The organism is Streptomyces sp. NPDC050448 (genome assembly GCF_040655295.1).
Taxonomy (GTDB): domain Bacteria; phylum Actinomycetota; class Actinomycetes; order Streptomycetales; family Streptomycetaceae; genus Streptomyces.
Map to the genome: position 1 here is coordinate 338,696 of NZ_JBFAJR010000003.1, position 23,832 is coordinate 362,527.

21 protein-coding genes and 2 pseudogenes are annotated in these 23,832 nt (G+C 73.0%); 14 read left to right on the forward strand and 9 right to left on the reverse strand.

Going from position 1 to position 23,832, the window contains the following annotated elements:
* Window positions 1-20: 20 nt before the first annotated feature.
* The 9 genes and pseudogenes from AB0I68_RS06525 to AB0I68_RS06565 all read left to right on the forward strand — a co-directional run.
* The gene (locus AB0I68_RS06525) at window positions 21-800 is read left to right on the forward strand and encodes an ABC transporter ATP-binding protein (RefSeq protein WP_363176071.1); all 780 of its coding nucleotides are present in this window, start codon (window positions 21-23) and stop codon (window positions 798-800) included.
* The gene (locus AB0I68_RS06530; RefSeq protein ID WP_363176072.1) at window positions 797-3,622 is read left to right on the forward strand and encodes an ABC transporter permease; all 2,826 of its coding nucleotides are present in this window, start codon (window positions 797-799) and stop codon (window positions 3,620-3,622) included. Before AB0I68_RS06525 ends, AB0I68_RS06530 begins: the two co-directional genes overlap by 4 nt.
* A gap of 94 nt (window positions 3,623-3,716) precedes the next feature.
* Entirely contained in the window at window positions 3,717-4,250 is a 534-nt protein-coding gene (locus AB0I68_RS06535; protein ID WP_363176073.1) for a bacterial proteasome activator family protein, read from the forward strand.
* A gap of 110 nt (window positions 4,251-4,360) precedes the next feature.
* A complete protein-coding gene (locus AB0I68_RS06540) occupies window positions 4,361-5,230 on the forward strand; it encodes an NTP transferase domain-containing protein (protein WP_363176074.1) in 870 nt (289 codons plus the stop codon).
* Window positions 5,227-6,540 carry a molybdopterin molybdotransferase MoeA gene (locus AB0I68_RS06545; RefSeq protein ID WP_363176075.1) on the forward strand — a complete coding sequence of 438 codons (1,314 nt, stop codon included), beginning with the start codon at window positions 5,227-5,229 and terminating at the stop codon, window positions 6,538-6,540. Before AB0I68_RS06540 ends, AB0I68_RS06545 begins: the two co-directional genes overlap by 4 nt.
* Window positions 6,537-6,701, forward strand: a complete 165-nt coding sequence (locus tag AB0I68_RS06550) for a hypothetical protein (protein ID WP_363176076.1) — start codon at window positions 6,537-6,539, stop codon at window positions 6,699-6,701. Before AB0I68_RS06545 ends, AB0I68_RS06550 begins: the two co-directional genes overlap by 4 nt.
* Window positions 6,674-6,964, forward strand: a pseudogene (locus AB0I68_RS06555) (Ion channel protein); the annotation flags it as partial. The gene AB0I68_RS06550 and the pseudogene AB0I68_RS06555, both read left to right, overlap by 28 nt.
* Window positions 6,965-6,999: 35 nt before the next feature.
* On the forward strand, window positions 7,000-7,977 hold the full coding sequence (locus tag AB0I68_RS06560) for an NAD(P)H-quinone oxidoreductase (RefSeq protein ID WP_363176078.1): 978 nt from the start codon (window positions 7,000-7,002) through the stop codon (window positions 7,975-7,977).
* 152 nt (window positions 7,978-8,129) lie between these two features.
* Window positions 8,130-8,300, forward strand: a pseudogene (locus AB0I68_RS06565) (FAD-dependent oxidoreductase); the annotation flags it as partial.
* 31 nt (window positions 8,301-8,331) lie between these two features.
* Here the strand turns inward: AB0I68_RS06565 and AB0I68_RS06570 are convergent.
* From AB0I68_RS06570 to pdhA, 3 genes are read right to left on the reverse strand one after another with little or no spacing between them, the layout of a single operon-like run.
* Window positions 8,332-9,660 (reverse strand): dihydrolipoamide acetyltransferase family protein, encoded by a 1,329-nt coding sequence (locus AB0I68_RS06570; RefSeq protein ID WP_363176079.1) that lies wholly within the window; start codon window positions 9,658-9,660, stop codon window positions 8,332-8,334.
* Window positions 9,660-10,658 (reverse strand): alpha-ketoacid dehydrogenase subunit beta, encoded by a 999-nt coding sequence (locus AB0I68_RS06575; RefSeq protein ID WP_363176080.1) that lies wholly within the window; start codon window positions 10,656-10,658, stop codon window positions 9,660-9,662. The genes AB0I68_RS06570 and AB0I68_RS06575 overlap by 1 nt, the downstream gene beginning before the upstream one ends.
* A complete protein-coding gene (pdhA, locus tag AB0I68_RS06580; protein WP_363176081.1) occupies window positions 10,655-11,791 on the reverse strand; it encodes a pyruvate dehydrogenase (acetyl-transferring) E1 component subunit alpha in 1,137 nt (378 codons plus the stop codon). The genes AB0I68_RS06575 and pdhA overlap by 4 nt, the downstream gene beginning before the upstream one ends.
* A gap of 202 nt (window positions 11,792-11,993) precedes the next feature.
* Here pdhA and AB0I68_RS06585 point away from each other — a divergent pair, with 202 nt between their 5' ends.
* Entirely contained in the window at window positions 11,994-12,569 is a 576-nt protein-coding gene (locus AB0I68_RS06585) for an Lrp/AsnC family transcriptional regulator (RefSeq protein ID WP_363176082.1), read from the forward strand.
* A gap of 143 nt (window positions 12,570-12,712) precedes the next feature.
* Here AB0I68_RS06585 and AB0I68_RS06590 read toward each other — a convergent pair whose 3' ends face one another.
* The 3 genes from AB0I68_RS06590 to AB0I68_RS06600 form a co-directional block, all read right to left on the reverse strand.
* On the reverse strand, window positions 12,713-14,428 hold the full coding sequence (locus AB0I68_RS06590; protein WP_363176083.1) for a PKD domain-containing protein: 1,716 nt from the start codon (window positions 14,426-14,428) through the stop codon (window positions 12,713-12,715).
* 117 nt (window positions 14,429-14,545) lie between these two features.
* Entirely contained in the window at window positions 14,546-15,136 is a 591-nt protein-coding gene (locus AB0I68_RS06595; protein ID WP_363176084.1) for a TetR/AcrR family transcriptional regulator, read from the reverse strand.
* The gene (locus tag AB0I68_RS06600; protein ID WP_363176085.1) at window positions 15,133-16,653 is read right to left on the reverse strand and encodes a 3-hydroxyacyl-CoA dehydrogenase; all 1,521 of its coding nucleotides are present in this window, start codon (window positions 16,651-16,653) and stop codon (window positions 15,133-15,135) included. The genes AB0I68_RS06595 and AB0I68_RS06600 overlap by 4 nt, the downstream gene beginning before the upstream one ends.
* Before the next feature lie 168 nt (window positions 16,654-16,821).
* Here AB0I68_RS06600 and paaN point away from each other — a divergent pair, with 168 nt between their 5' ends.
* On the forward strand, window positions 16,822-18,519 hold the full coding sequence (gene paaN, locus AB0I68_RS06605; RefSeq protein ID WP_363176086.1) for a phenylacetic acid degradation protein PaaN: 1,698 nt from the start codon (window positions 16,822-16,824) through the stop codon (window positions 18,517-18,519).
* Between the two features lie 22 nt (window positions 18,520-18,541).
* Here paaN and AB0I68_RS06610 read toward each other — a convergent pair whose 3' ends face one another.
* From AB0I68_RS06610 to AB0I68_RS06620, 3 genes are all read right to left on the reverse strand, one after another.
* Window positions 18,542-19,282 carry a TrmH family RNA methyltransferase gene (locus tag AB0I68_RS06610; RefSeq protein ID WP_363176087.1) on the reverse strand — a complete coding sequence of 247 codons (741 nt, stop codon included), beginning with the start codon at window positions 19,280-19,282 and terminating at the stop codon, window positions 18,542-18,544.
* A 368-nt stretch (window positions 19,283-19,650) separates the two neighbouring features.
* A complete protein-coding gene (locus tag AB0I68_RS06615; protein ID WP_363176088.1) occupies window positions 19,651-20,838 on the reverse strand; it encodes an HTTM domain-containing protein in 1,188 nt (395 codons plus the stop codon).
* On the reverse strand, window positions 20,823-21,596 hold the full coding sequence (locus AB0I68_RS06620) for a DUF5819 family protein (RefSeq protein ID WP_363176089.1): 774 nt from the start codon (window positions 21,594-21,596) through the stop codon (window positions 20,823-20,825). Before AB0I68_RS06620 ends, AB0I68_RS06615 begins: the two co-directional genes overlap by 16 nt.
* 258 nt (window positions 21,597-21,854) lie before the next feature.
* Between AB0I68_RS06620 and paaA the strand changes: the two genes are divergently transcribed.
* The 3 genes from paaA to paaC are packed head-to-tail and all read left to right on the forward strand — an operon-like array spanning window position 21,855 to window position 23,796.
* Complete coding sequence (gene paaA / locus AB0I68_RS06625; RefSeq protein WP_363176117.1) at window positions 21,855-22,763, forward strand: 1,2-phenylacetyl-CoA epoxidase subunit PaaA; 909 nt, start codon at window positions 21,855-21,857, stop codon at window positions 22,761-22,763.
* The gene (gene paaB / locus AB0I68_RS06630; RefSeq protein WP_030292728.1) at window positions 22,760-23,044 is read left to right on the forward strand and encodes a 1,2-phenylacetyl-CoA epoxidase subunit PaaB; all 285 of its coding nucleotides are present in this window, start codon (window positions 22,760-22,762) and stop codon (window positions 23,042-23,044) included. The genes paaA and paaB overlap by 4 nt, the downstream gene beginning before the upstream one ends.
* A complete protein-coding gene (gene paaC, locus AB0I68_RS06635) occupies window positions 23,041-23,796 on the forward strand; it encodes a 1,2-phenylacetyl-CoA epoxidase subunit PaaC (protein ID WP_363176090.1) in 756 nt (251 codons plus the stop codon). The genes paaB and paaC overlap by 4 nt, the downstream gene beginning before the upstream one ends.
* Window positions 23,797-23,832: the final 36 nt, after the last annotated feature.

Consider the following 23,832-nt stretch of genomic DNA (forward strand, 5'->3'; position numbering starts at 1 on the left):
CCGTCCCAGGGGGGACCTCCATGCCTGACCAGCAGTCCGCACCCCACATACAGCCCGTACCGCCCGCCCGGCCCGCCCAGCCCGTCCTGCAGCTCGACAAGCTCACCCGCACGCACGGCAGCGGCGCCACCGAGGTGCACGCCCTGCGCGGCATCGACCTGGCCGTGTACCCCGGCGAACTCGTCGCCGTCATGGGCCCCTCCGGCTCCGGCAAGTCCACGCTGCTCACCCTGGCCGGCGGCCTCGACACGCCCACCAGCGGCCACGTCATCGTCGAGGGCACCGACATCACCACCGCGAACCGCAGGCAACTGGCCGCGCTGCGCCGCCGCAGCATCGGGTACGTCTTCCAGGACTACAACCTGATCCCGGCGCTCACCGCCGCGGAGAACGTGGCCCTGCCCCGTGAACTCGACGGGACCTCCGCCCGCAAGGCCCGCGTCTCCGCGCTGGCGGCACTGGAGGAGATGGGCCTCGGGCAGCTCGCCGACCGCTTCCCCGACGAGATGTCCGGCGGCCAGCAGCAGCGCGTGGCCATCGCCCGCGCCCTCGTCGGCGACCGCCGCCTGGTCCTCGCGGACGAGCCCACCGGCGCCCTCGACTCCGAGACCGGCGAATCCGTCCTCGCCCTGCTGCGCTCGCGCTGCGACGCGGGCGCCGCCGGCATCCTCGTCACCCACGAACCGCGGTTCGCGGCCTGGGCGGACCGCGTGGTCTTCCTGCGCGACGGCAGCGTGGTCGACGAGACCCTGCGCAGCCAGGCCGACTCGCTGCTCTCGGGGCAGGCGGCCGGCCGGTGAAGTTCTCGTACCACGCGTGGATCGCGGCCATCCGGATCGCCCGCCGCGACGCCTGGCGGGCCAAGGGCCGCAGCGTCCTCGTCCTCGCGATGATCGCCCTGCCGATCATCGGCGTGAGCGCCGCCGACCTCACCCTGCGCAGTGCGCAGCTCACCCCCGAGCAGTCCGTCTCCCGTCAGATCGGCGCGGCGGATGCCCGGCTGAGCGATTCGGGCCTCTCCGGGCCCGTCTACCAGGACACCTCGGGCGGGAACTCCACGCCCGTGGGCGGCTACGACAAGTACGACCCCACCTCGGAGCCGGATCCGAAGCGCCTCACCTCGGTGATCCCGCCGGGTGCCCAGTTCCTCAAGGACAGCACGGCGCACGCCAAGATCCGCACCCGGTACGGCCTGCTGGACACCGATCTGCGCGAGATCGACGCGGCCGACCCGCTGGTCAAGGGCATGATCACGGTGAAGCGCGGACGGCTGGCCCAGGAGGCGGGCGAGGTCGTCGCCACGACCGCCTTCCTGAAGGAGTCCGGCTTCTTCGTGGGCTCCGAGTTCCGCGCACGCGGCTCGGACACCTGGTACCGGATCGTGGGCGCGTACGAGCTGCCCTCCGAGCTCAAGAAGACCGAGATCCTCGCCCCGCCCGGAACCCTGATGACCCCGCTCGACAAGGCCCTCCAGGCCTCCGGGGCCCCGGGGGTGGTCGCTCAAGACACCTACCTGGTCAAGGTCGGCGGCGATGGTTTCACGTGGAACATGGTCAAGGAGCTCAACGCGAAGAGCGTGCAGGTCGTCTCCCGCGCCGTGCACCTCGACCCGCCGGCCGACTCCGAGGTGCCGTACATCGTCCAGCAGAAGGAGCTTGGCTACTACAGCCCGAACGACAAGCTCCCGACCACGGAACTGGCAGTCCTGGCCACCGTCGTCGGCCTCGCGATGCTGGAGATCTGCCTGCTCGCCGGTCCGGCCTTCGCGGTCGGCGCCCGGCGCTCGCGCCGCCAGCTCGGCCTGGTCGGCGCCAACGGCGGCGACCGGCGCCACATCCGGGCCATCGTGCTCTCCGGCGGCCTCGTGATCGGCGCCGCGGCCGCCGTCAGCGGCACGGTCATCGGCGTCGCCCTCACCGTGGGGCTGCGGCCGGTGCTGGAGGAGTATCTCGGCCTGCGCTTCGGCGGCTTCGAGTTCCGCCCGCTGGAAATCCTCGGCATCGCCCTGCTCGCCGTCGTCACCGGCCTGCTGGCCGCGATCGTCCCTGCCGTCACCGCCTCCCGGCAGACCGTGCTGGCCTCCCTGACCGGCCGCCGCGGTGTCCGCCGGTCCAACCGGGTGCTGCCCGTCATCGGCCTGATCGCCCTCGCCGCCGGCGCCGCGATCGCCCTCTACGGCACGGCCTCCCGGATGGGCGCCACCGTCGTCGCGGGCGGCAGCGCCATCGCCGAGCTGGGCATCGTCGCCCTCACCCCGGTGCTGGTCGGCCTGTTCGGGCGGCTCGGGCGCTGGCTGCCGCTGTCGCCGCGGCTCGCGCTGCGCGACGCCGTACGCAACCGGGGCCGTACGGCCCCCGCCGTGGCCGCCGTCCTGGCCGCCGTCGCCGGCACCGTCGCCGTGGCCACGTACGAGCACAGCATGGAGGTGCAGGCCCGCCACGAGTACGTCGCCGATCTCCCGGCCGGCGCAGGGATGGTGGCGCTCCACGAGCTCGGCCGCACCAAGGACATGCCCGCCGTCCGCGAGGCCCTGACGCAGGAACTCCCGCTGTCCGTAAGGGCGGACGTGGACTACATCACGTACGGCAAGCCCGGCTGCGAGCAGTTCGCCCGCTCCGAAGGCTGCGGCCGCGCCGACATCATGCGGCCCAAGGAGCAGCGCTGCCCGCTCTACGAGGCCAAGAACGGGCCCTCCTCGTTCAGCCCGGCAGAGGCGAAGGCGCTGCGCAAGGACCCTCGGTGCCAATTCAAGCGCCACTCCGCGCAGTTCGCCGTGGTCGTCGCCGACGAGAAGCTGCTGACGGCGCTCGCGGTCACCGATCCGGGCGCGGTGTCCGCCCTGAAGGCCGGCAAGGGCGTCTCCTTCGAGAAGAACAACGTCAAGGACGACAAGGTCACGGTGCGGCTGATCGACAACAAGAACGGCGGCAGCTTCGAGCGGGGTGTCGATCCGAAGGGGGAGGACAAGGTCTTCGCCGTCCACCAGACGTCCGACACCACGGAGGGGTACGGCATCGAGCTCATCCTGCCGCCCGCCGCTGCCAAGAGCGCCGGGCTGACCACCCTGCCGTTCGCCTCGTACTTCACCCTGGACGGACAGGCCACCAGCAAGCAGCGGCAGCGGGTGGCCGGGCGGATCGACCAGATCGGCGTCGAGGCCCCCGTCACCATCGAGGCCGGCTACCAGGCCAAGGCCGACGTGGCCCTGCTGGCCCTCACCGTCTTCGCCGGCCTCGTCACCATCGGCGCGGCCGGCATCGCCACCGGACTCGCGCAGGCCGATGCCGAGGCCGATCTGAAGACCCTGGCGGCGGTCGGCGCGCCGCCGCGGGTGCGGCGCACGCTCAGCGGCTTCCAGTGCGGGGTGGTGGCCCTGATGGGCGTGGTCCTGGGCTCGGCGGCGGGCATCCTGCCGGCGGTCGGCCTGCGGCTCGTCCAGCGGCGGGAGACGGAACACCTCATGGAGATGTCCGGCGGCGCGGACGACGTGCTGTACGTGCCGATCGCGGTGCCGTGGGAGACCCTCGGCGGGCTGCTGATCGTGGTCCCGCTGGGCGCGGCCCTGCTGGCGGCCCTGGTCACGAAGTCCAGCGGCGCCCTGGCCCGGCGCGCAGCAGGCTGACGGTCACTGTGCGTTCACGCCCCCGTACAGGGTGGATCACGCCCGTACGGGGGCACACCGTGTGAGTACGAAGGCGTGCGAGAGAATGACTGGCATGGAGATGCCGAGGAGTGAACGGTCGCAGGACAGCCCCCCGCACGTCCTGATCGTGGGGCAGGACGGGATGGCGGTCGGCGGCGCCGATGACGAGTCGCGCGAGGTCCCGGTGACGGAGATGGTCGAACAGCCCGCCAAGGTCATGCGGATCGGCAGCATGATCAAGCAACTTCTGGAAGAGGTACGCGCCGCACCTCTGGACGAGGCCAGCCGGGTCCGTCTCAAGGACATCCACGCAGCGTCCGTGAAGGAGCTGGAGGACGGTCTGGCTCCGGAACTGGTCGAGGAACTGGAGCGCCTGTCCCTGCCGTTCACGGAGGAGGCCATTCCGTCCGAGGCGGAACTGCGCATCGCGCAGGCCCAGTTGGTGGGCTGGCTGGAGGGCCTGTTCCACGGCATCCAGACGGCCCTGTTCGCGCAGCAGATGGCCGCGCGGGCCCAGCTGGAGCAGATGCGCCGGGCCCTTCCGCCGGGCGCCCCGACGGACGAGGAAGACGTCCACGGCGCCATCCGCTCGGGCCCCTACCTGTAACCGCGGCACCCCCGGGGCCCGGCCGAGGCCGGGCCCCGGGTCACGCCGTGGGCAAGCACCGGGTAAGTGCTCCTCCCCGCAGGGAACATGGCCCGCGCATACTCGGGGGCATGAGCTACGACGCAATCGTCCTGGCCGGCGGGGCGGCCCGCCGCCTCGGAGGCGCGGACAAACCCGCCCTCCACGTCGGCGGCCGCGCCCTCCTCGACCGTGTCCTCGACGCCTGCGCCGACGCCGCGACCACCGTCGTGGTCGGCGGCCGCCGCCCCACCGCGCGCCCGGTCCGCTGGACCCTCGAGGACCCGCCCGGCGCCGGCCCCGTGGCCGCCCTGGACGCCGGTCTGCGCCAGACCACCGCCGAGCTGGTCCTCGTGCTCTCCGCCGACCTCCCGTTCCTCGACCGGGCCACGGTCCACACCCTCCTCCACGCCCCCGCCCCCGAAGGCGACGGCGCCCTGCTGCGCGATCCCGCCGGCCGCGACCAGCCCCTCGTCGCGGCCTACCGCGCCGAACCCCTGCGCCGCGAGATCGCCCTCCTGGCGACCGAGCACGGCAGTCTCTCCGGGCTCCCGCTGCGCGCCCTCACCGCCGAGCTGGATCTGGCCAAGGTGACGGACACTGCGCCACTCGCCTCCTTCGACTGCGACACCTGGGACGATCTCGCAGCCGCCCGCGCCAGGATCAGGGAGCATGGAACCGTGCTGGACCAATGGATCACCGCCGTCAAGACCGAGCTGGGCATCGACGTCGCCGTCGACACCAAGACCCTGCTCGACCTCGCCCGCGACGCCGCGCACGGCGTCGCCCGCCCCGCCGCCCCCCTGACCACCTTCCTGGTCGGCTACGCGGCCGCCCAGGCCGAAGCCACCGGCACCGACCCGGCCACCGCCGTCGCCGAGGCCTCCCGCAAGGCCGCCGACCTGGCGCTGCGCTGGGCCGCCGAGGCCGAGGCCGAGGCCGAACAGAACGGTTCAGGATGACCCCCACCGACGCCGACCACGCCCTCCAGGCCCTCGACGAGGCCCTGGCCCTGGTCAACCGCGACCCCCGGTCCGGCGCGGCCGGCGGCCACCGCGCCGCCGCCTGGCCGCAGGCCCGGGAGGCCGCCGCCCGGGCCGGCTCCGGCATCCGGCCCCAGACCCACCGGGTCCCCCTCGCCGACGCGCTCGGCGAGGTGCTGGCCCAGTCCCTGGACGCCCTCACCGATCTGCCGTCCTTCGACACCTCCGCCATGGACGGCTGGGCCGTCGCCGGCCCCGGCCCCTGGACCGTCCGCCCCGGCGGCGGGGTGCTGGCCGGCACCGACCGCCCCGAGCCGCTGGCCGACGGCGAGGCCGTACGGATCGCCACCGGCGCCCGGATCCCCGCCGACACCACCGCGGTGATCCGCAGCGAGCACTCCCGCGAGTCCGGCACCCAGCTGTACGCCGAGCGGACCGTCCTCACCGGCCAGGACATCCGCCCGCGGGGCCAGGAATGCCGCTCCGGCGACCTGCTGCTGCCCGCCGGCTCCCTCGTCACCCCGGCCGTCCTGGGCCTCGCCGCGGCCGCCGGGTACGACGAGCTCACCACCCGGCCCCGGCCCCGCGTCGAGATCCTGGTGCTCGGCGACGAGCTGCTCACCGAAGGCCGCCCGCACGACGGCCTGATCCGGGACGCCCTGAGCCCCATGCTCGGCCCCTGGCTCACCCGGCTCGGCGCCGAGGTCACCGCCACCCGGCGGCTCGGCGACGACCCCGCCGGGGCCAAGGCCCTGCTGGACGCCGTCACGGGCTCCGACGCCGACCTGGTCCTCACCACCGGCGGCACCGCATCCGGCCCGGTCGACCACGTCCACCCCGTCCTGCGCGAGGCCGGCGCCGAGCTGCTGGTCGACGGGGTCGCCGTACGCCCCGGGCACCCCATGCTGCTGGCCCGGCTCGGCGACGGGGGCCCCGGCCATGACTCGGTCCGCCACCTGGTCGGCCTGCCCGGCAACCCGCTCGCCGCCGTCTCCGGGCTGCTGACCCTCGCCGAACCGCTGCTGCGCGCCCTCGCCGGCCGCCGCCAGCGCCCCCGGTACACGGTCCCGGTGCAGGGCGACGTACCCGGCCACCCGTACGACACCCGGCTCGTGCCCGTCCTGCTGACCGACGAGCACGCCGTGCCGCTGCGCTACAACGGCCCCGCGATGCTGCGCGGCGTGGCCGCCGCCGACGGGCTGGCCGTCGTACCGCCGCACGGCGCGCACGACGGGCAGGACCTGGAGATCCTCGATCTGCCGTGGGTCTCCGGAGGATGTTTCACGTGAAACTGCACGGCCAGGACGCGATGGCCCGGGGCGCCGACGAGAAGCTCGTCTCACGGCGCGTCAAACTGCCCAAGCGCGTCGTGGAGAAGCCGCTCCGGCAGGTCGGCAAACGCCTGTTGACGAGCGAGAGCGGGGCCGGCTGCTGGGGCTCTCGGTGCTGAGCCCCAGCGCAGGCACGGTGATGGAGGGCCTGATCCACCAGGGCAGCGGGCTCGACCTGGCCGAACGGCCCGTGCGGAAGGCCGAGGTCGGCAAGGGCGTACGCGAGACGGACGACCTGGTGGTGAGCGTGCTGCGCGGCCACCGGCTGCTCGCGTACGACGACCCGCACGCGAGCCCGCTGCAGCTGACGGACCGTCTCATCACCATCGTGCGGGCGACGCCGTTCGCCTCGCCGCCGGTGACACGGGGACCTGCGGACTAGCCGACCCGGCGCGGAGGTGGCGTACTCTCCGGGCCATGCATGCGATCACCATCGAACAGCCCGGCGGCCCCGAGGCCCTCGTCTGGGCCGAGGTACCCGATCCGGTGGCCGGCGAGGGCGAGGTCCTCGTCGACGTCGCGGCGAGCGCCGTGAACCGCGCCGACATCCTCCAGCGCCAGGGGTTCTACGATCCCCCGCCCGGCGCCTCCCGTTATCCCGGCCTGGAGTGTTCGGGGCGGATCGCCGCCATCGGGCCGGGGGTGTCCGGCTGGGCGGTGGGCGACGAGGTGTGCGCGCTGCTCGGCGGCGGCGGGTACGCGGAGCGGGTGGCCGTCCCGGCGGGCCAGCTGCTGCCGGTCCCGGCCGGCGTGGACCTGGTGACGGCCGCGGCGCTGCCCGAGGTGGTCTGCACCGTGTGGTCGAACGTGTTCATGGTGGCCCGTCTGCGCCCCGCCGAGACGGTGCTGGTGCACGGCGGCTCCAGCGGCATCGGCACGATGGCGATCCAGCTGGCGAAGGCGGTCGGCGCGACGGTGGCCGTGACGGCCGGCGGCCCGGAGAAGCTGGCCCGCTGCAAGGAGCTGGGCGCGGACATCCTGATCGACTACCGCGAGCAGGACTTCGTGGAGGAGCTGCGGGCCGCGACGGGCGGCGCCGGCGCGGACGTGATCCTGGACATCATGGGCGCGAAGTACCTGGCCCGGAACCTGGACGCCCTGGCCGTGAACGGACGGCTCGCGGTGATCGGACTCCAGGGCGGGGTGAAGGCCGAGCTCAACCTGGGCGCGCTGCTGGCGAAGCGAGCGGCGATCACGGCGACCTCGCTGCGGGCACGGCCGCTGGAGGAGAAGGCGGCCATCGTCGCCGCCGTACGGGAGCACGTGTGGCCGCTGGTGGAGGCGGGCCGGATCCGCCCGGTCGTGCACACCGCGTTCCCGATGCGCGACGCGGCCGAGGCGCACCGGACCATGGAGTCGAGCACGCACGTCGGCAAGCTCCTGCTGACCACCTGAGCGGCCCGGCCGCCTGAACGGCCGCCCGGCTGCTGTCTGAGCGCGGCGGCGATGAGCCCCACCGGGGCGTCCCGGGGGACCGGGGCGCCCTGGAGCAGGTGCCTCGTCCCGCGCGAGAACGCCGGGCGGGTCGTCATGGACGACAAGGCGTGGTGGCCCGGGCGGCCCGCCAGGCCGGCCGGCTGGGCCACCGGCTGACCCACCCGGTGGCGGTGTCCCTGCGCAACGCCGCCCTCCGCCCGGCCCCGTCCGGGGCCACGGTCAAGGCCGTCCTGCGCCATGCGGACCGGACCCCGCCGCAGCTCCCGGTACGGGCGCCGTAATGCCGTCACCCCGCAGGGCACGGCCGCGCGGTCACAGCGAGCGCAACAGCACCGCCGGGGACTCCACGCAGTCGGCGACGTACCGGAGGAAGCCTCCGGCCGTGCCGCCGTCGCACACCCGGTGGTCGAACGTCAGCGACAGCTGCACGACCTGGCGGACCGCCAGCTCGCCCTGGTGCACCCACGGCTTCGCCACGATCCGGCCCACCCCGAGCATCGCCGCCTCCGGGTGGTTGATGATCGGCGTGGACCCGTCGACGCCGAACACCCCGTAGTTGTTCAGGGTGAACGTCCCGCCGGTCAGGTCCGCCGGTGCCAGCTTCCCGGTCCGGGCCAGCTCCGTGAGCCGGGCGAACTCGGCCGACAGCGATTCCGGGTTCCGCGTCTGGGCGTCCCGGACCACCGGGACCACCAGGCCGCGCTCCGTCTGCGCCGCGAAGCCCAGGTGCACGAACGGCAGCCGCACGATCTCGTTCGCCGCCAGGTCCACGGTCGAGTTGAGCTCCGGGTACTTCGCGAGCGCGGCCGTACAGATCCGGGCCAGCAGCGCGAGCACCGAGATCTTCGGCCCGCCCGCGGCGTTCATCGCGGCCCGCGCCGCCATCAGCTCGGTCGCATCGGCGTCGACCCAGCACGTGGCGTCCGGGATCTCCCGGCGACTGCGCGACAGCTTCTCGGCCACCACGCCCCGCAGGCCCTTCAGCGGAATCCGGTCACCGCTCACCGCGGCCGCCGCGGGGGCGGAAGCGGGGACGGCCACCGGCTCCGGCGCGCGGAGCGCCGCTTCGACGTCCGAGCGCAGGATCAGGCCCTCGGGCCCGGACCCGTGCAGCGCGCGCAGGTCGATCCCGTGGTCCCGGGCGAGCTTGCGCACCAGAGGCGAGATCACCGCGACGGGCCCGGAAGCGACGGGAACCGCGACGGGAGCCGCAACAGGAGCAGCCGCCGCAGCCGCGACGGGAGCGGCCACGGGTGCGGGAGCAGCAGCAGGAGCCGGCGTTGCGGAGGCAGGTCGCACCCGCCTCCGACGCGCCGTGCGCGAGTGGTCCGTCCCGTAGCCGACGAGGACATTGCCCGAGCCGGATTCCTCGGGCTCCACCGCCTCGTCCGCCCCCGCACCCACCGCCACCGTGATCAGCGGTGCTCCGACGGGGAGTTCCGTGCCCTCCTCCCCGAACCTGGCGGTGACCACACCGCCGTACGGGCACGGAACCTCCACCATCGCCTTGGCCGTCTCGACCTCGACCACCGGCTGGTCGATGGCGACGACGTCGCCCACCGCCACCAGCCAGCGGACGATCTCGGCCTCGGTCAGTCCCTCCCCGAGGTCGGGGAGCTTGAACTCCATTACCTGCGGCATCAGTTCTCCCACTGCAGGCGGGCCACGGTGTCCAGGATCCGGTCCACACCGGGCAGATGGTGCTTCTCCAGCATCGGCGGCGGGTACGGGATGTCGAAGCCCGTCACCCGCAGCACCGGCGCCTCCAGGTGGTGGAAGCACTTCTCCTGGATGCGGGCGACGAGCTCCGCGCCCGGTCCGGCGAAGCCGTTGGCCTCGTGGACCACCACTGCGCGCCCGGTGCGGCGTACGGACGCCACGACCGTCTCCTCGTCGAAGGGGACGAGCGAGCGCAGGTCCACGACCTCCAGGTCCCAGCCCTCCTCGCGCGCCGCCTCGGCCGCCTCCAGGCACACCGGCAGCGAGGGCCCGTACGTGATCAGCGTGGCGCTCGTGCCGGTACGCCGGACGAGTGTCTTCCCGATCCCCGGTACGGCCGTCGGCGTCTCGGGGTTCCACTGCGCCTTCGACCAGTACAGCCGCTTCGGCTCCAGGAAGACCACCGGGTCGTCGCTCGCGATCGAGGCGCGCAGCAGCCCGTACGCGTCCTCGACGGTCGCCGGGGTCACCACGTGCAGGCCGGGGGTGGCCACGTAGTACGCCTCGGAGGAGTCGCTGTGGTGCTCCACCCCGCCGATCCCGCCGCCGTACGGCACCCGGATGGTGATCGGCAGCGGCATCGCGCCGCGCGTGCGGTTGCGCATCTTCGCCACGTGCGAGATCAGCTGCTCGAACGCCGGGTACGCGAACGCGTCGAACTGCATCTCCACGACCGGCCGCAGCCCGTACATGGCCATGCCCACCGCGGCGCCCAGGATCCCGGCCTCCGCGAGCGGCGTGTCCGTACAGCGCTCCTCGCCGAACTCCTTCGCGAGGCCGTCCGTGATCCGGAAGACCCCGCCCAGCGTCCCGACGTCCTCGCCCATGACGTGGACCGTCGGGTCCTCGGCCATCGCATCGCGCATGGCCCGTCCCAGGGCCTGCGCCATCGTCGCCGGCTTCACGGCCACCGTGGTCACGACTGCTCCTCCGCCTCGAGCTCGGCGCGCAGCATCTCCGCCTGCTCGCGGAGCCGGCCGGTCTGCTCCGCGTAGACGTTCTCGAACAGGTCCATCGGGTCGAGCACGGGCTCGGCGTTCATCCGCTCGCGCAGCGTCGCGGCCATCGTCTCGGCGGCGTCCTTGGCCTCCTGGATGCCTGCCGCGTCCAGCAGCCCGCGCGCGGTCAGCTCGCGCTCCAGCAGCTCCACCGGGTCGTGCGCCTTCCACGCCTCGACCTCGGCGTCGCCGCGGTAGCGGGTCGCGTCGTCGGCGTTCGTGTGGGCCTCGATGCGGTACGTGACCGCCTCGATCAGCGTCGGTCCGCCGCCGGCCCGGGCCCGCCGGACGGCCTCGGACAGCACCTCGTGCACGGCGGCGATGTCGTTGCCGTCGACGAGGCGGCCGGGCATCCCGTACCCGACGGCCTTGTGGGCCAGGGTGGGGGCGGCGGTCTGCTTGGCGAGCGGGACGGATATCGCGAATCCGTTGTTCTGGACGAGGAAGACCACCGGGGCCTGCCAGACGGCCGCGAAGTTCAGCGCCTCGTGGAAGTCGCCCTCGCTGGTGCCGCCGTCGCCCACCAGGGCGAGGGCGACCACGTCGTCGCCGCGCAGCCGGGCCGCGTGCGCCAGGCCGACCGCGTGCGGCAGCTGGGTGGCGAGCGGGGTGCTCAGCGGGGCGATCCGGTGCTCGCGCGGGTCGTAGCCGGTGTGCCAGTCGCCGCGCAGCAGGGTCAGCGCCTGGACGGGGTCGAGTCCGCGCGCCACGGCCGCGAGGGTGTCGCGGTAGCTCGGGAACAGCCAGTCCTGGTCCTCCAGGACCAGCGCGGCCGCGATCTCGCAGGCCTCCTGGCCCACGGTGGAGGGGTAGACGGCGAGCCGGCCCTGCCGGGTGAGGGCAGTGGCCTGGGCGTTGTAGCGGCGGCCGCGCACCAGCTCGGCGTAGCAGCGGCGCATCAGCTCGGGATCGAGCTTCTCGGCGGCCGGCGTGCCCAGCACCCGGTACGGCTCCGGGTCCGGGAGCAGCGGGGCGGCATCCGTACGGGGCCTCCAGGCGGGCGGCGGGGTGGACCGGTGGGACGCACCGGCACCGGGCAGCTCTTGGACCGTCATGGCGGCGTACACCTCCTCGTGGGAAGCGGGCAGGGCGGCGCGGCGGGAGCACCCGGCGGTGGCCGGGGGGAGTGAGGCGCCTCACCAACCGATTGTTCGGTCGATGGCGCAATTTGGCTACAGGCGGCTCCAGGCTGTGGACAAACTGGCGCCGGGGCCCTGGGATGGGTGCAGGACGTCCAGAAGAGGGAGGCAGTGGGCAATGCCGGATGAACAAATGGCCGCATCGGGTTCCACGCCGGGTTCCGCACCGGTCCCCCCGGGGGGTGCCCCCGCGGGCCCGCAGGGCCCACAGGTCCCGCCCCGCCCCCTGGACCCCATCGACCGTTCGATCATGCGCCTGCTCCAGGCGGACGGCCGCGCGTCGATACGGTCCGTGGCCGAGCAGGTCCACGTGTCGCGCGCGAATGCCTACGCCCGCATCAACCGGCTGATCGACGACGGGGTGATCCGCGGGTTCACGGCCCGCGTCAACCACGAAAGAGCAGGTCAGGGCGCCTCCGCGTACATCACCCTGAAGATCGTCCAGAACTCCTGGCGCACGGTCCGCGAGAAGCTCCGCGAGCTCCCGGGCGCGGCCCACATCGCCCTGGTCAGCGGCGACTTCGACGTCCTGCTCCTGGTCCACACCCCGGACAACCGCACCCTGCGCGAGCTGGTCCTGACCCGCCTCCAGTCCATCCCGGAGGTCCTCTCGACGCGCACCCTCCTGGTCTTCGAGGAGACGGACCTGCTGGCCCCGGGCCCGAACGGCGGCCCGGCGATCTCCGAGGAGTAGCGGGCCCTCCGGCGGGCCCTCCGGGGGCCCCGGACCCCCGGCGGGCCCCCACACCCGGGCGGACCCGCCGCAGACGGCACAGCGCCCCGGGACCGGCCTGGAAGGCCGGTCCCGGGGCGCTGTGCGAGGCCCCTACGGGTGGATCACTTGGTCTCGTAGTAGCCGAAGATGTCGACGATCAGGTCGGTGGTGTCCCAGCTCTGGTTCCAGAAGTCGACGACTCCGTTGACGCCGCCGGAGCTCGCCTGGACCAGGTTCGGGACGGTCTTGCCGGCCGTCCAGTTCAGGGTGGACGCGGTGGGACGCGTCAGCTGCACCTCGGTGTGGTCGTGGTACTGGTCCGGCGTGTTCGAGTCCGGCGCGACCGAGAGGAACCCGCTGTCCCTGGTGTTGGTCACCGTGGTGTTCAGGACGTAGCCCGCGATGCCCTCCTCCCCGTGGGAGAGCGGCATCCAGATGTAGCCCCGGGCGTACATCGGCCCGTTGCCCCAGGCACGGGTGTCGAGCATCCGGTGCGGGTCGACCGCCATGAAGGAGCCCGAGCTGTCGGGGCTGTAGTAGCCGACGACGTCGACGATGACGTCGGTCCCCGCCCAGGCGCCGTTGAAGATGTTGATCTTCCCGTCGGGACCGATCGGGACGATCACCGAGTTGGCGACGGTCTGGTTGGCCACGAAGTTCACGTTCGAGGTGTTCGGGGCCTGCTGGCCGCTCGGGTAGGCCGTGAGGTGGCCGTCCTGACGCGGGTTGGTGGCGGTCATGTTCAGCGCGACGGCGGTGGCGTTCCCGGGCACGAACGAGCCGCCGAGCTGGACGCCGATCGTGCCGCGGCCCGCGACCTGGCCCATGGGCGCACCCTGGCCGGAGCGGGTGTCCACGGCGCGGACCGGGGCCATCGGCGTGTAGCCGCTGGCCGCGGTGTGGGTGAAGTAGCCGGTGATGTCGGCGATGAGGTCCACCGGCTCCCAGCCGCCGTTGTACAGCTCGACGGAGCCGTCCTTGCCGACGGGCACGACCACCAGGTTCGGGACGGTCTGACGGGCTTCGAAGTTGAGGTTCGAAGTGGTCGGACGCGTGGCACCGCTCGGGAACGCCGTGACGTGCCCGGGCGTGGAGGTGTTGGTGACGGTGACGTTCAGGGCCACGGCCGTGACCCCCGCCGGGATCTTGCCGTTGCCGGCGATCTTCACCTTGGTCGAGGCGTACGGGGCGACCATGCCCATCGGGGCTCCGGTGCCGGTCCGGGTGTCCAGGAGACGGGTCGGGGCGTACGGGGTGAAGTCCGAACCGACCGTCGACAGCGGGAGCTCGTTGACGACCTCGGCCTGGTTCGCGGCGTCCGTCACGGTGACCTTGACGTTGTACTCGCCGAGCTCGGCGTAGCTGTGCTTGAGCGACACCTCCTGGCCGGGGGAGGCGTCTGCGCCGCCGGTCGTCCCGTCGCCCCAGTCGTAGGTGACGCGGAGCGTGGCGCCCGGGGAGCTGAGGACCGTGGTCTTGAGCTCGACACCGTGCGCGGAGATGCTCGTCGCGTTGAGGACGAGGCCGAGGTCCGGGTTGCCGGCGGCGACGGCGCCGGCGGCATCGGCGCTCTGAGCGGTTGCGGTGCTCTGAGCGGTTGCGGCGGCCTTGCCCTTGGCCGTCGGCAGGGCCTTGCGGACCGAGTGCTCCGCGGGGCTGTGGAAGGTCTTGACGTCGGATGCACCGAGCTTGCCCAGGTCCACTGCGGGAGCGGACACCCCCTTGGCCGCCGGTGCGGCCGGGCCGGCCGCCTGGGCCATGCCCGGGATCATGCCCAGGCTGATGCCGGCCGCGGCGACAACTGCGGCGGCGGAAAGTACGAGACGGTGTTTGCGCACCGGCCCCCCATTTTCTATAGCTGCTTGAACGCGTTCGAAAGCTTGCTCATCGTACAGAGTTCGCACAGCGATTCATCAGAAAATATGCGGCCGGATCGTACGGATCGTGCCCGCTCTCTAGCCGCGCACGGTCCGCAGGCCGTCCAGGGCCATGTGGACGACGGCGTCGGCCAGTTGGTCCACGGTCGTGCCGGGGTGCGGGCGGTACCACTCCACCAGGGAGTTCACCATGCCGAACAGCAGGCGGGTGGCCAGCCGGATGTCCACGTCCGCGCGCAGGTCCCCGTCGGCCGCCGCGGCCTTGAGGAGCTCCGCGACCTGGTGGTCGAACTCGCGGCGGCGCTCCAGGGCCCAGCGCTCGGTCCGGGTGTTGCCCCGGACCCGCAGCAGCAGCGTCACGTACGGGAGCTCCGCGACCAGGACCTCGACCGTGCGCCGCGTGACGTACTCGACCCGCTCGACGGCCCGGCCGCGTACCGCTCCCGGCTCCTCCAGCACGGCGAAGAGCCCGTCGAGCGCGCGGCTGACGGCCCGGCGCAGCAGCTCCTCCTTGCCCGCCACGTGGTGGTAGATCGAGGACTTCGAGATGCCCGCCGCCTTGGAGAGGTGCTCCATGGAGGTGCCGTCGTATCCGCGCTCGTTGAAGACCTGGACGGCGACCGACAGGAGCGTCTCGGGCGTGTAGGTGTCCCGCCTGACGGTGGTCATGCAGTCTCCTCCGCCGCGTCCTCGTCGCCTTCCGCGTAGCCGAGCTTGAACAGCGCCAGCGAGGGCGCGTAGCGGCCGCCGGGACAGCGCTCGTCAAGGTGGTGCAGCAGGTCGTACGCCCAGTCGCGGCCGAGCCGGTCGTGCCATTCGGCCGGGCCCATCGGGTAGCTGACGCCGAGCCGCATCGCCGTGTCGATGTCCTCGGCGGTGGCCGCGCCGCGCGCGACGGCATCTGCGGTCAGGTCGATCAGCATCGCGACCGTGCGCGCCACGATCATGCCCGGCACGTCCCCGATGACGGAGACCTGCTTGCCGAGCTTCTGGAACAGGCCGATCGCCTCGGCGAGGGTCCGCTCGCCGGTGTCCTCGCCTGCGGACAGCGCGATCCGGGTGGCGCCGCGGTAGTCGAGCGCGAGGTCGAAGTAGACGACGTCGGCGAACTCGATCGAGGTCTTGCCGTCCGCGAGCACCAGCTGGCCCTCGCCGGGCAGCTGGATGTACGGGCCCCCGTGCTCGGTGGACGTGACCGCGATCCCGGCCTCCTCCAGCAGCTCGACGAGCCCGGCGGCGGGACCGAGGTCGCCGACCACGGTGACCTTCTCCGGAGCGTCCTCGGGGCCGGCGGTGTGCGGGGCCGGAGCCTGGACGTCCGGGCCGTACGGGAACCAGCCGTGCCCCGACTTGCGGCCCAGGCGGCCCGACTGGACCAGCCGGCGCTGCGCGAGGGACGGGGTGAACTTGGGACTGCGGAAGAAGGACTCCCACACGGAGCGGGTGACGGCCTCGTTGACGTCCTGCCCGATCAGGTCGGTCAGCTGGAACGGGCCCATCTTGAAGCCGCCGCACTCGCGGAGCACGGCGTCGATGGTGGCCGGGTCGGCGCCCTGCTCCTCGTAGACCGCGAAGGCCTCGGCGTAGAAGGGGCGGGCGATCCGGTTGACGATGAAGCCGGGGGTGTCGGCGCAGCGGACCGGCGTCTTCCCCCAGCCCAGCACGGTGCCGTAGGCACGCTCGGCGGCGGCCGGGTCGGTCGCGAAACCGCTGACCACCTCGACGAGCGGGAGCAGCGGGGCCGGGTTGAAGAAGTGCAGTCCGAGGAAGCGGCCGGGGTGCGCGAGGCCGGCGGCGAGCTCGGTGACGGAGAGGGAGGAGGTGTTGGTGGCCAGCAGGGCGTCCGGCGCGACCACCCCTTCGAGCGCTTCGAAGAGCGCGCGCTTGACGGCGGCGTCCTCGACGACGGCCTCGATGACGAGCGCCGCACCCGCGAGCTCGGCGAGGTCGGAGGCCGCATCGATCCGGCCGATCGCGTCCTCGGCCTCGGCGCGGTCGAGGCGGCCCTTGGCGGCCATGCGGTCGACGCGGTCCTGGACGATGCCGACGCCACCCGCGGCGAGAGCGGTGTTGATGTCGTAGATCAGCACCCGGTGGCCTGCGAGGAGGGCGACCTGGGCGATGCCCTGCCCCATGGTGCCGGCGCCGACGACCGCCACAGTGCGGGACCGCTCGATTGCTGTCATGCCCTGATCCTCCCGCACCGGGTTATCCACAGGTCTGCCGGGCCCTCTTGTCCCGACCGATCGTTCGGTTACTCTAACTCCAGTCTGCTCTTCTTCACCCGCCCCTGCCTGATCTCAGGTCTGAGACCCAGCCTGATCTTGCCCGGCTCAACGAGGAGTTGGTCCCTGATGGCCGCCGAGCTCACCGTCCCCCAGCTGTCCGACAAGCACCGGTCCACCCTGGACCAGGCCCTGGCGGCCATCCGCAGGCGCGCCTACTGGTCCCCGCATCCGGAGCACCCCAAGGCCTACGGGGAGACCGCGCCCGCCGACGGACTCGCCGCCTTCGAGGCCGTCCGCGGCACCCGGTTCGACCTGGGCCAGCCCGGCACGGACGGCTGGACCGGCGCCGAGGTGTCCCCGTTCGGCCCCGAGCTGGGCGTCGAGTACCCGCACGTCGACCCCGACGTACTGCTGCCCGCGATGAAGGCCGGCATGGGCGCCTGGCGGGACGCCGGCCCCGAGGCGCGCGCCCTGGTCTGCATCGAGATCCTGGCCCGGATCGGCGCGCGGACCCACGAGTTCGCGCACGCGGTCATGCACACCAGCGGCCAGGCCTTCATGATGGCGTTCCAGGCGGGCGGCCCGCACGCGCAGGACCGCGGCCTGGAGGCGGTGGCGTACGCGTACGAGGAGCAGACCCGCGTCCCCGGCCGGGCCGACTGGTCGAAGCCGCAGGGCAAGAAGGACCCGCTGGAGCTGGGCAAGACCTTCACGGCCGTCCCGCGCGGCGTCTCCCTGATGATCGGCTGCAACACGTTCCCGACGTGGAACGGCTACCCGGGCCTGTTCGCCTCCCTGGCCACGGGCAACGCGGTGCTGGTCAAGCCGCACCCGCGCGCCGTGCTCCCGCTGGCGCTGACGGTGAAGGTGGCCCGCGAGGTCCTCGCCGAGACGGGCTTCGACCCGAACCTGGTGGCGCTGGCCGTCGAGCGGCCCGGCGAGGGCATCGCCAAGACCCTGGCCGTCCGCCCCGAGATCAAGCTGATCGACTACACCGGTTCGACCGAGTTCGGCGACTGGCTGGAGACCAACGCCCGCCAGGCCCAGGTCTACACGGAGAAGGCCGGCGTCAACACCGTCGTCCTGGACTCCACCGACAACTACAAGGGCATGCTGTCCAACCTGGCCTTCTCGCTGTCGCTGTACAGCGGCCAGATGTGCACCACCCCGCAGAACCTGCTGATCTCGCGGGACGGCATCGAGACGGACGCCGGCCACAAGTCGTACGACGAGGTCGTCGCCGACCTCGCCGCTTCGGTCGGGGGCCTGCTGGGCGACGACGCCCGGGCCAACGCGCTGCTGGGCGCGCTGGTCAACCCGGACGTCAAGGCCCGCCTGGAGTCCGCGACCGGCCTCGGCGAGGTGGCGCTGGCCTCGCGCGAGGTGGCGAACCCGGAGTTCCCCGACGCCGTCGTGCGCACGCCGGTGATGGTCAAGCTGGACGGCGCACGGAAGTACTGGGACGCGGCGGACGACTCGGCCCCGTACCTCTCGGAGTGCTTCGGCCCGGTGTCCTTCGCCGTGGCCGTCGACTCCACGGCGGACGCCCTGGACCTCCTGCGCCGCACGATCCGGGAGAAGGGCGCGATGACGGTCGGCGCGTACACGACGTCCGCGGACACCGAGCGGGCCATCGAGGAGGTCTGCCTCGAGGAGTCGGCGCAGCTGTCGCTGAACCTGACGGGCGGGGTCTACGTCAACCAGACGGCGGCCTTCTCGGACTTCCACGGCTCGGGCGGCAACCCGGCGGCGAACGCGGCCCTGTGCGACGGAGCCTTCGTCTCGAACCGCTTCCGCATGGTCGAAATCCGCCGCCAGGCCTGACGGGCCTGCCGGGCCCGGCGGCTCAGCCCCTGGGTCCGCCCCAGTGGAACAGGGTCATCGCGACGCTCGTCGCCAGGTTGTAGCTGGAGACCTGCGGGCGCATCGGCAGGGACACCAGGTGGTCGGCGCGGGCGCGGAGCTCGGGCGAGATGCCGTGGCGTTCCGAGCCGAAGGCCAGCAGGGCGTCGTCGGGGAGGGTGAGGGCGCGGATGTCCTCGCCCTCCGGGTCGAGCGCGTACACCGGCCCGGCGGGCAGCGTGTCGATCTCGACGCGGTCGACCGTGGTGGCGTAGTGCAGCCCGGCCCCGGCCCGGACCACGTTCGGGTGCCAGGGGTCGAGGTCGCCGCGGGTCACCACGCCGGTGGCGCCGAAGCCCGCGGCGAGCCGGACCACGGCGCCGACGTTGCCGAGGTTGCGGGGGTTGTCGAGCACGACGACGGGCGCGGTCCGGGGCTGCCGCTCCAGCCGGGCCCGCCCTTCGGCGCGGTCGGGCCGTACCGCCAGCGCCGCGACCCCCGTGGGGTGGACGCGGGGGAGCAGCGTGCGCAGCTCGGCCTTGCGCACCAGCCGCCCGACCTCGCCCGCCACGTCCGGAGCCAGCTCGTCCGCCAGCGCCAGTACCGCGTCGGGGTCGTCGGCGACGACGGCCTGCACGTCGGCCCCGAAGCGCAGGGCGTGCTTCAGCGCATGGAACCCGTCGAGGAGCACGAGGTCCCCCCGCTCGGCCGCGTCCCGCCACTCCCGCCCAGTCTGCTCACTCATACCGGGAGCCTACGGTCCCACGGCCTGGGCTTTCTTCCCCGCGCCCGGCCACCCCGCCGGCCAATCCTGCGCCGCCGGGCCACTCCAGCCCCGCCACCCCAACCCGCGCCACCGGGCCAATCCAGCCCCGCCACCCCCAACCAGCACCACCGAGCCAATCCAGCCCCGCCGCCCCATCCAGCACCGCGGGGCCACTCCAGCCCCGCCGCCCCAACACGCGCCACCGAGCCAATCCAGCCCCGCCGGCGTTTGAGGCGCGGGGGCTCGGGGGCAGCGCCCCCGCAACCGGGCCGCACCCGAACGGGGTCCGGGGCCGTGCCCCGGGAAACGGAGAAAGGGCGGGGCGGGGAGAAGGCACCGCGCAGCGGTCAGCGCACGCTCGGGCTCGGTTCCCCCCGCGCCAGGACCGCCTCGGCATGCGCCGGAACCGGCGAACGAGCCGCCCGGCCCACCCGGCCGGAGGCCCTGGCGCCGAGCCAGACCAGAAAGCCGGTCGGCAGGAACACCGCGTCGGCGGCGATCATCGCGAGCGAGAAGAACGGCAGCCCGAGCAGCACGGCGATCCCGGCGTGCTCCAGCATCATCAGCGCCAGCAGCACGTTCTTGACCCGCCGGTTGAACACCGTGAACGGGAACGCGACCTGCACCACCACCGTCCCGTACGACAGCAGCATCACCACCGTCCCGCTCCCCGCCACCACCGACGACAGCCCCGGCCACGGCGTGAAGTAGTCCAGCCCGAGCGGGTAGTACAGCGCGGTGCCGTCCTGCCACCGCGAGCCCTGGATCTTGTACCAGCCGGCCGTCGCGTAGATCAGGCAGACCTCCCCCATGATCACCAGCATCCCCGCGTTGTGCACCAGGTTCGCCAGGACGTCGAGGACCGCCCGCCCCTCCCCCTCCGGCTCGTACCGGTCCACCATCCACCACACCGCGCAGACCACCCACAGCGCCGCGAAGGCCGCCAGCCAGCCGTAGCCGAACCGAGCGGTCACCGCCCCGTACGCGAACACCGCGCCCAGCACACCCCACAGCACCGGCCCGGCCGCCCCCGCAGCCGCCGAACCCCGCAGCCGTGCGCGCCGCGCGTCCAGCGACCACACCCGGGCGCACCGCGTCAGCACCAGGTACATCGCCATCAGGTGGACGACGTTGTCCCCGCCGTCGCCCATGAACACACTGCGGTTCTGCAGCGACAGCACCCCGACCATGAACACCACGGACATCGCGCGCGTCCGCCAGCCCAGCATCAGCAGCACGCTCGACAGCACCGACACCGCGTAGACGGTCTCGAACCACAGCGCCGAGTCCGACCACATCAGCACCGTGAAGGCGTGGTTCGAGTCGATCAGCCGCTCCGCCAGCCCGAAGCTCCAGGGCCCGTCCGGCCCGTACAGCTCGTGCCGGTTCGCAAACTCCCGCAGCAGGAAGAACAGCCAGGTCGCGGAGAACCCGATGCGGACGACGGCGCTCTGGTACGGGCCCAGCGCCTGTCCGGAGACCTGTGCGACCGCCCGGCCGGCGGCGGCCCGTGCCCGCCTCACACCGTCCACCACGGCAGCTCCCGGTAGTAGGTCTGGGTGTCGGTCTTCTCGTCGCTCCACGGCGGCGCCGCCACCGCCCGCGTCGCCGAGCGCAGCTGGATCCGCAGGATCTCACCCGCGGCGACCCCGTCGTCCGCGAGCCGGTCCAGCGCGATCCGCCGCAGGTACTGCTCCGACAGCTCCCCGCGCTCGCCGATCGGCTTGTTGTCGTCGTCGTGCGAGCCGGTGAAGAAGTCCCAGGCCCGGCGCAGCTCGTTCTGCCGCACATGGCTCGGCAGCAGGCTGTGCCGGATGGCCGCGCCGTCCTCCGCGGACAGGTCGCGCCAGCCGCCCGCGACCGGCCCGCCGCCGGCCGTGCGGACCTCCGCCCGTACCTCCACCGCGATGTTCTGCTGGAGCGGGTTGGGGGCGAAGAGCTTCCAGTTCTGCTCGAACTCGGGGTAGATCCAGTCGTCGACCGTCTGCGCGTGCTGCTTGCTCACCGTGTTGGACGGCGCGACGTGCAGGAAGACCAGCGCCAGGTGCCCGCAGGCGGCCAGGGCCACGGCAGCCAGGGCGAGGGCCGTGACGACCCGGTACGGGGCGGACAGGCCCGCGATCCCGGGCGCCCGGGGCGGCGCCGGGTCGGCCGGCGGTCCGGCCGGCGGTTCGACCGGCCCGTCGGCCGGCCCGTCGGCCGGCGGACGGGCGGCCGGACGGGGCGACGGGACGACGGGTGGATCGACCGGCGGAACAGCCCCTTCCGCGGGCTCGCGCTCGTTCGAATCCATCCCGCCCCGATCATCCGGCGTCCACAGGGTTGACCTCAGAGGTTGACACCCTACGGGCCGCCGACCCACCATTGAAGAGTACGAACCGAACGATCGGTCGGTCGGGCGGTCAACAATCTCTGGCAGGGGGCCGGGATGGTGGCAGTGACCCCGGAAACGGGGCAGGACACGGGCCTCGGGGCTGACCTCGGGGCACAGCTCGCGGCGGCCTTCGACGCCGCCGTGGCGGCCGACGAGCGCGTCGAGCCGCGCGACTGGATGCCCGAGGCGTACCGCGCCTCGCTCGTCCGCCAGATGGCCCAGCACGCCCACTCCGAGATCATCGGCATGCAGCCCGAGGCCAACTGGATCACCCGCGCGCCCTCGCTGCGCCGCAAGGCGATCCTGATGGCCAAGGTCCAGGACGAGGCCGGCCACGGCCTCTACCTGTACAGCGCCGCCGAGACCCTCGGCACCAGCCGCGACGAGCTGCTCGACAAGCTGCACTCCGGCAAGCAGAAGTACTCCTCGATCTTCAACTACCCCACGCTGACCTGGGCCGATGTCGGTGCGATCGGCTGGCTCGTGGACGGCGCGGCGATCACCAACCAGGTGCCGATCTGCCGCTGCTCGTACGGGCCGTACGCCCGCGCGATGGTCCGGATCTGCAAGGAGGAGTCCTTCCACCAGCGCCAGGGCTTCGAGCTCCTCATGGCCCTGTCCAAGGGCACGCAGGCGCAGCACGCGATGGCCCAGGACGCCGTGAACCGGTGGTGGTGGCCCTCGCTGATGATGTTCGGCCCGCCGGACGACGAGTCGGCGCACTCCGCGCAGTCCATGGCATGGCGGATCAAGCGGCACTCCAACGACGAGCTGCGCCAGCGCTTCGTTGACATCGCCGTTCCGCAGGCCGAGGCGCTCGGCCTGACGCTGCCCGACCCGGACCTCACGTGGAACGAGGAGCGCGGGCACCACGACTTCGGCGCCATCGACTGGGCGGAGTTCTGGGACGTGCTCAAGGGCAACGGCCCGTGCAACGACCAGCGGATCGGCCAGCGGCGCCGGGCCCACGAGGAAGGCGCCTGGGTCCGCGAGGCGGCCGCGGCGTACGCGGAGAAGCACACCGCACAGACCGCCGCACACACCGCCGTACAGAGCACGGCAACGAACGAGGAGGCAGGGGTATGACGCAGAACTGGCCACTGTGGGAGGTGTTCGTGCGCTCGCGCCGCGGCCTCTCGCACACGCACGCGGGCAGCCTGCACGCACCCGACGCGGAGATGGCCCTGCGCAATGCCCGCGACCTCTACACGCGGCGCGGCGAGGGCATCTCGATCTGGGTGGTGCCCTCCACCGAGATCACCGCGTCCTCGCCGGACGAGCGGGACCCGTTCTTCGCCCCGTCGGCCGACAAGCCGTACCGGCACCCGACCTTCTACGAGATCCCCGAGGGGGTGCACCACCTGTGACCAGCACCGATGTCACTTCTTTCGATGTCACCGCGTTCGATGTCACGGCGTCGGCGGCCCTCGCGCTGGGGGATGACGCGCTGATCCTCTCCCACCGCCTCGGCGAGTGGGCGGGTCACGCCCCCGTCCTGGAGGAGGAGGTCGCCCTCGCGAACATCGCGCTCGACCTGCTCGGCCAGGCCCGCGTCCTGCTGTCCATGGCCGGCGACGAGGACGAGCTGGCCTTCCTGCGCGAGGAGCGGTCCTTCCGCAACCTCCAGCTGGTCGAGCAGCCGAACGGGGACTTCGCCCACACCATCGCCCGCCAGCTCTACTTCTCCTTCCACCAGCACGAGCTCTACGCGGAACTGGCCGTCGGCGACGGCCCGTTCGCCCCGCTGGCGGCCAAGGCCGTCAAGGAGACCGCGTACCACCGCGACCACGCCGAGCAGTGGACCCTGCGGCTCGGCGACGGCACGCAGGAGAGCCGCGCCCGCATGCGGGCCGCCCTGGACGCGCTGTGGAAGTACACCGGCGAGATGTTCCAGCCGGTGGACGGGATCGACGGCGTGGACTGGGCCGCTCTGGAGGGCCGCTGGCTGGCCGCCGTGGGCGGCGTACTGGAGCGGGCCGGACTCGCGCTCCCCCAAGGCCCGCGCACCGGCGCCTGGGCGGCGGGAGCCGGCCGGCAGGGCCTGCACACCGAGTCGTTCGGCAGGCTGCTCGCCGAGATGCAGCACCTGCACCGCAGCCATCCGGGGGCGTCATGGTGACGGACACGCCCCGCGCCGTGGCCCCGGCGGACGGCG

Bases quoted from the DNA above. Each gene is read 5' to 3' on its own strand.
- AB0I68_RS06595 (WP_363176084.1), bottom strand. From the start codon at position 15,136: ATGACCACCGTCAGGCGGGACACCTACACGCCCGAGACGCTCCTGTCG.
- AB0I68_RS06600 (WP_363176085.1), bottom strand. From the start codon at position 16,653: ATGACAGCAATCGAGCGGTCCCGCACTGTGGCGGTCGTCGGCGCCGGC.
- AB0I68_RS06620 (WP_363176089.1), bottom strand. From the start codon at position 21,596: ATGGATTCGAACGAGCGCGAGCCCGCGGAAGGGGCTGTTCCGCCGGTC.
- AB0I68_RS06525 (WP_363176071.1), top strand. From the start codon at position 21: ATGCCTGACCAGCAGTCCGCACCCCACATACAGCCCGTACCGCCCGCC.
- AB0I68_RS06610 (WP_363176087.1), bottom strand. From the start codon at position 19,282: ATGAGTGAGCAGACTGGGCGGGAGTGGCGGGACGCGGCCGAGCGGGGG.
- paaA (WP_363176117.1), top strand. From the start codon at position 21,855: ATGCCCGAGGCGTACCGCGCCTCGCTCGTCCGCCAGATGGCCCAGCAC.
- AB0I68_RS06540 (WP_363176074.1), top strand. From the start codon at position 4,361: ATGAGCTACGACGCAATCGTCCTGGCCGGCGGGGCGGCCCGCCGCCTC.
- AB0I68_RS06535 (WP_363176073.1), top strand. From the start codon at position 3,717: ATGGAGATGCCGAGGAGTGAACGGTCGCAGGACAGCCCCCCGCACGTC.
- paaN (WP_363176086.1), top strand. From the start codon at position 16,822: ATGGCCGCCGAGCTCACCGTCCCCCAGCTGTCCGACAAGCACCGGTCC.
- AB0I68_RS06545 (WP_363176075.1), top strand. From the start codon at position 5,227: ATGACCCCCACCGACGCCGACCACGCCCTCCAGGCCCTCGACGAGGCC.
- paaB (WP_030292728.1), top strand. From the start codon at position 22,760: ATGACGCAGAACTGGCCACTGTGGGAGGTGTTCGTGCGCTCGCGCCGC.
- AB0I68_RS06570 (WP_363176079.1), bottom strand. From the start codon at position 9,660: ATGCCGCAGGTAATGGAGTTCAAGCTCCCCGACCTCGGGGAGGGACTG.
- AB0I68_RS06560 (WP_363176078.1), top strand. From the start codon at position 7,000: ATGCATGCGATCACCATCGAACAGCCCGGCGGCCCCGAGGCCCTCGTC.
- AB0I68_RS06585 (WP_363176082.1), top strand. From the start codon at position 11,994: ATGCCGGATGAACAAATGGCCGCATCGGGTTCCACGCCGGGTTCCGCA.
- pdhA (WP_363176081.1), bottom strand. From the start codon at position 11,791: ATGACGGTCCAAGAGCTGCCCGGTGCCGGTGCGTCCCACCGGTCCACC.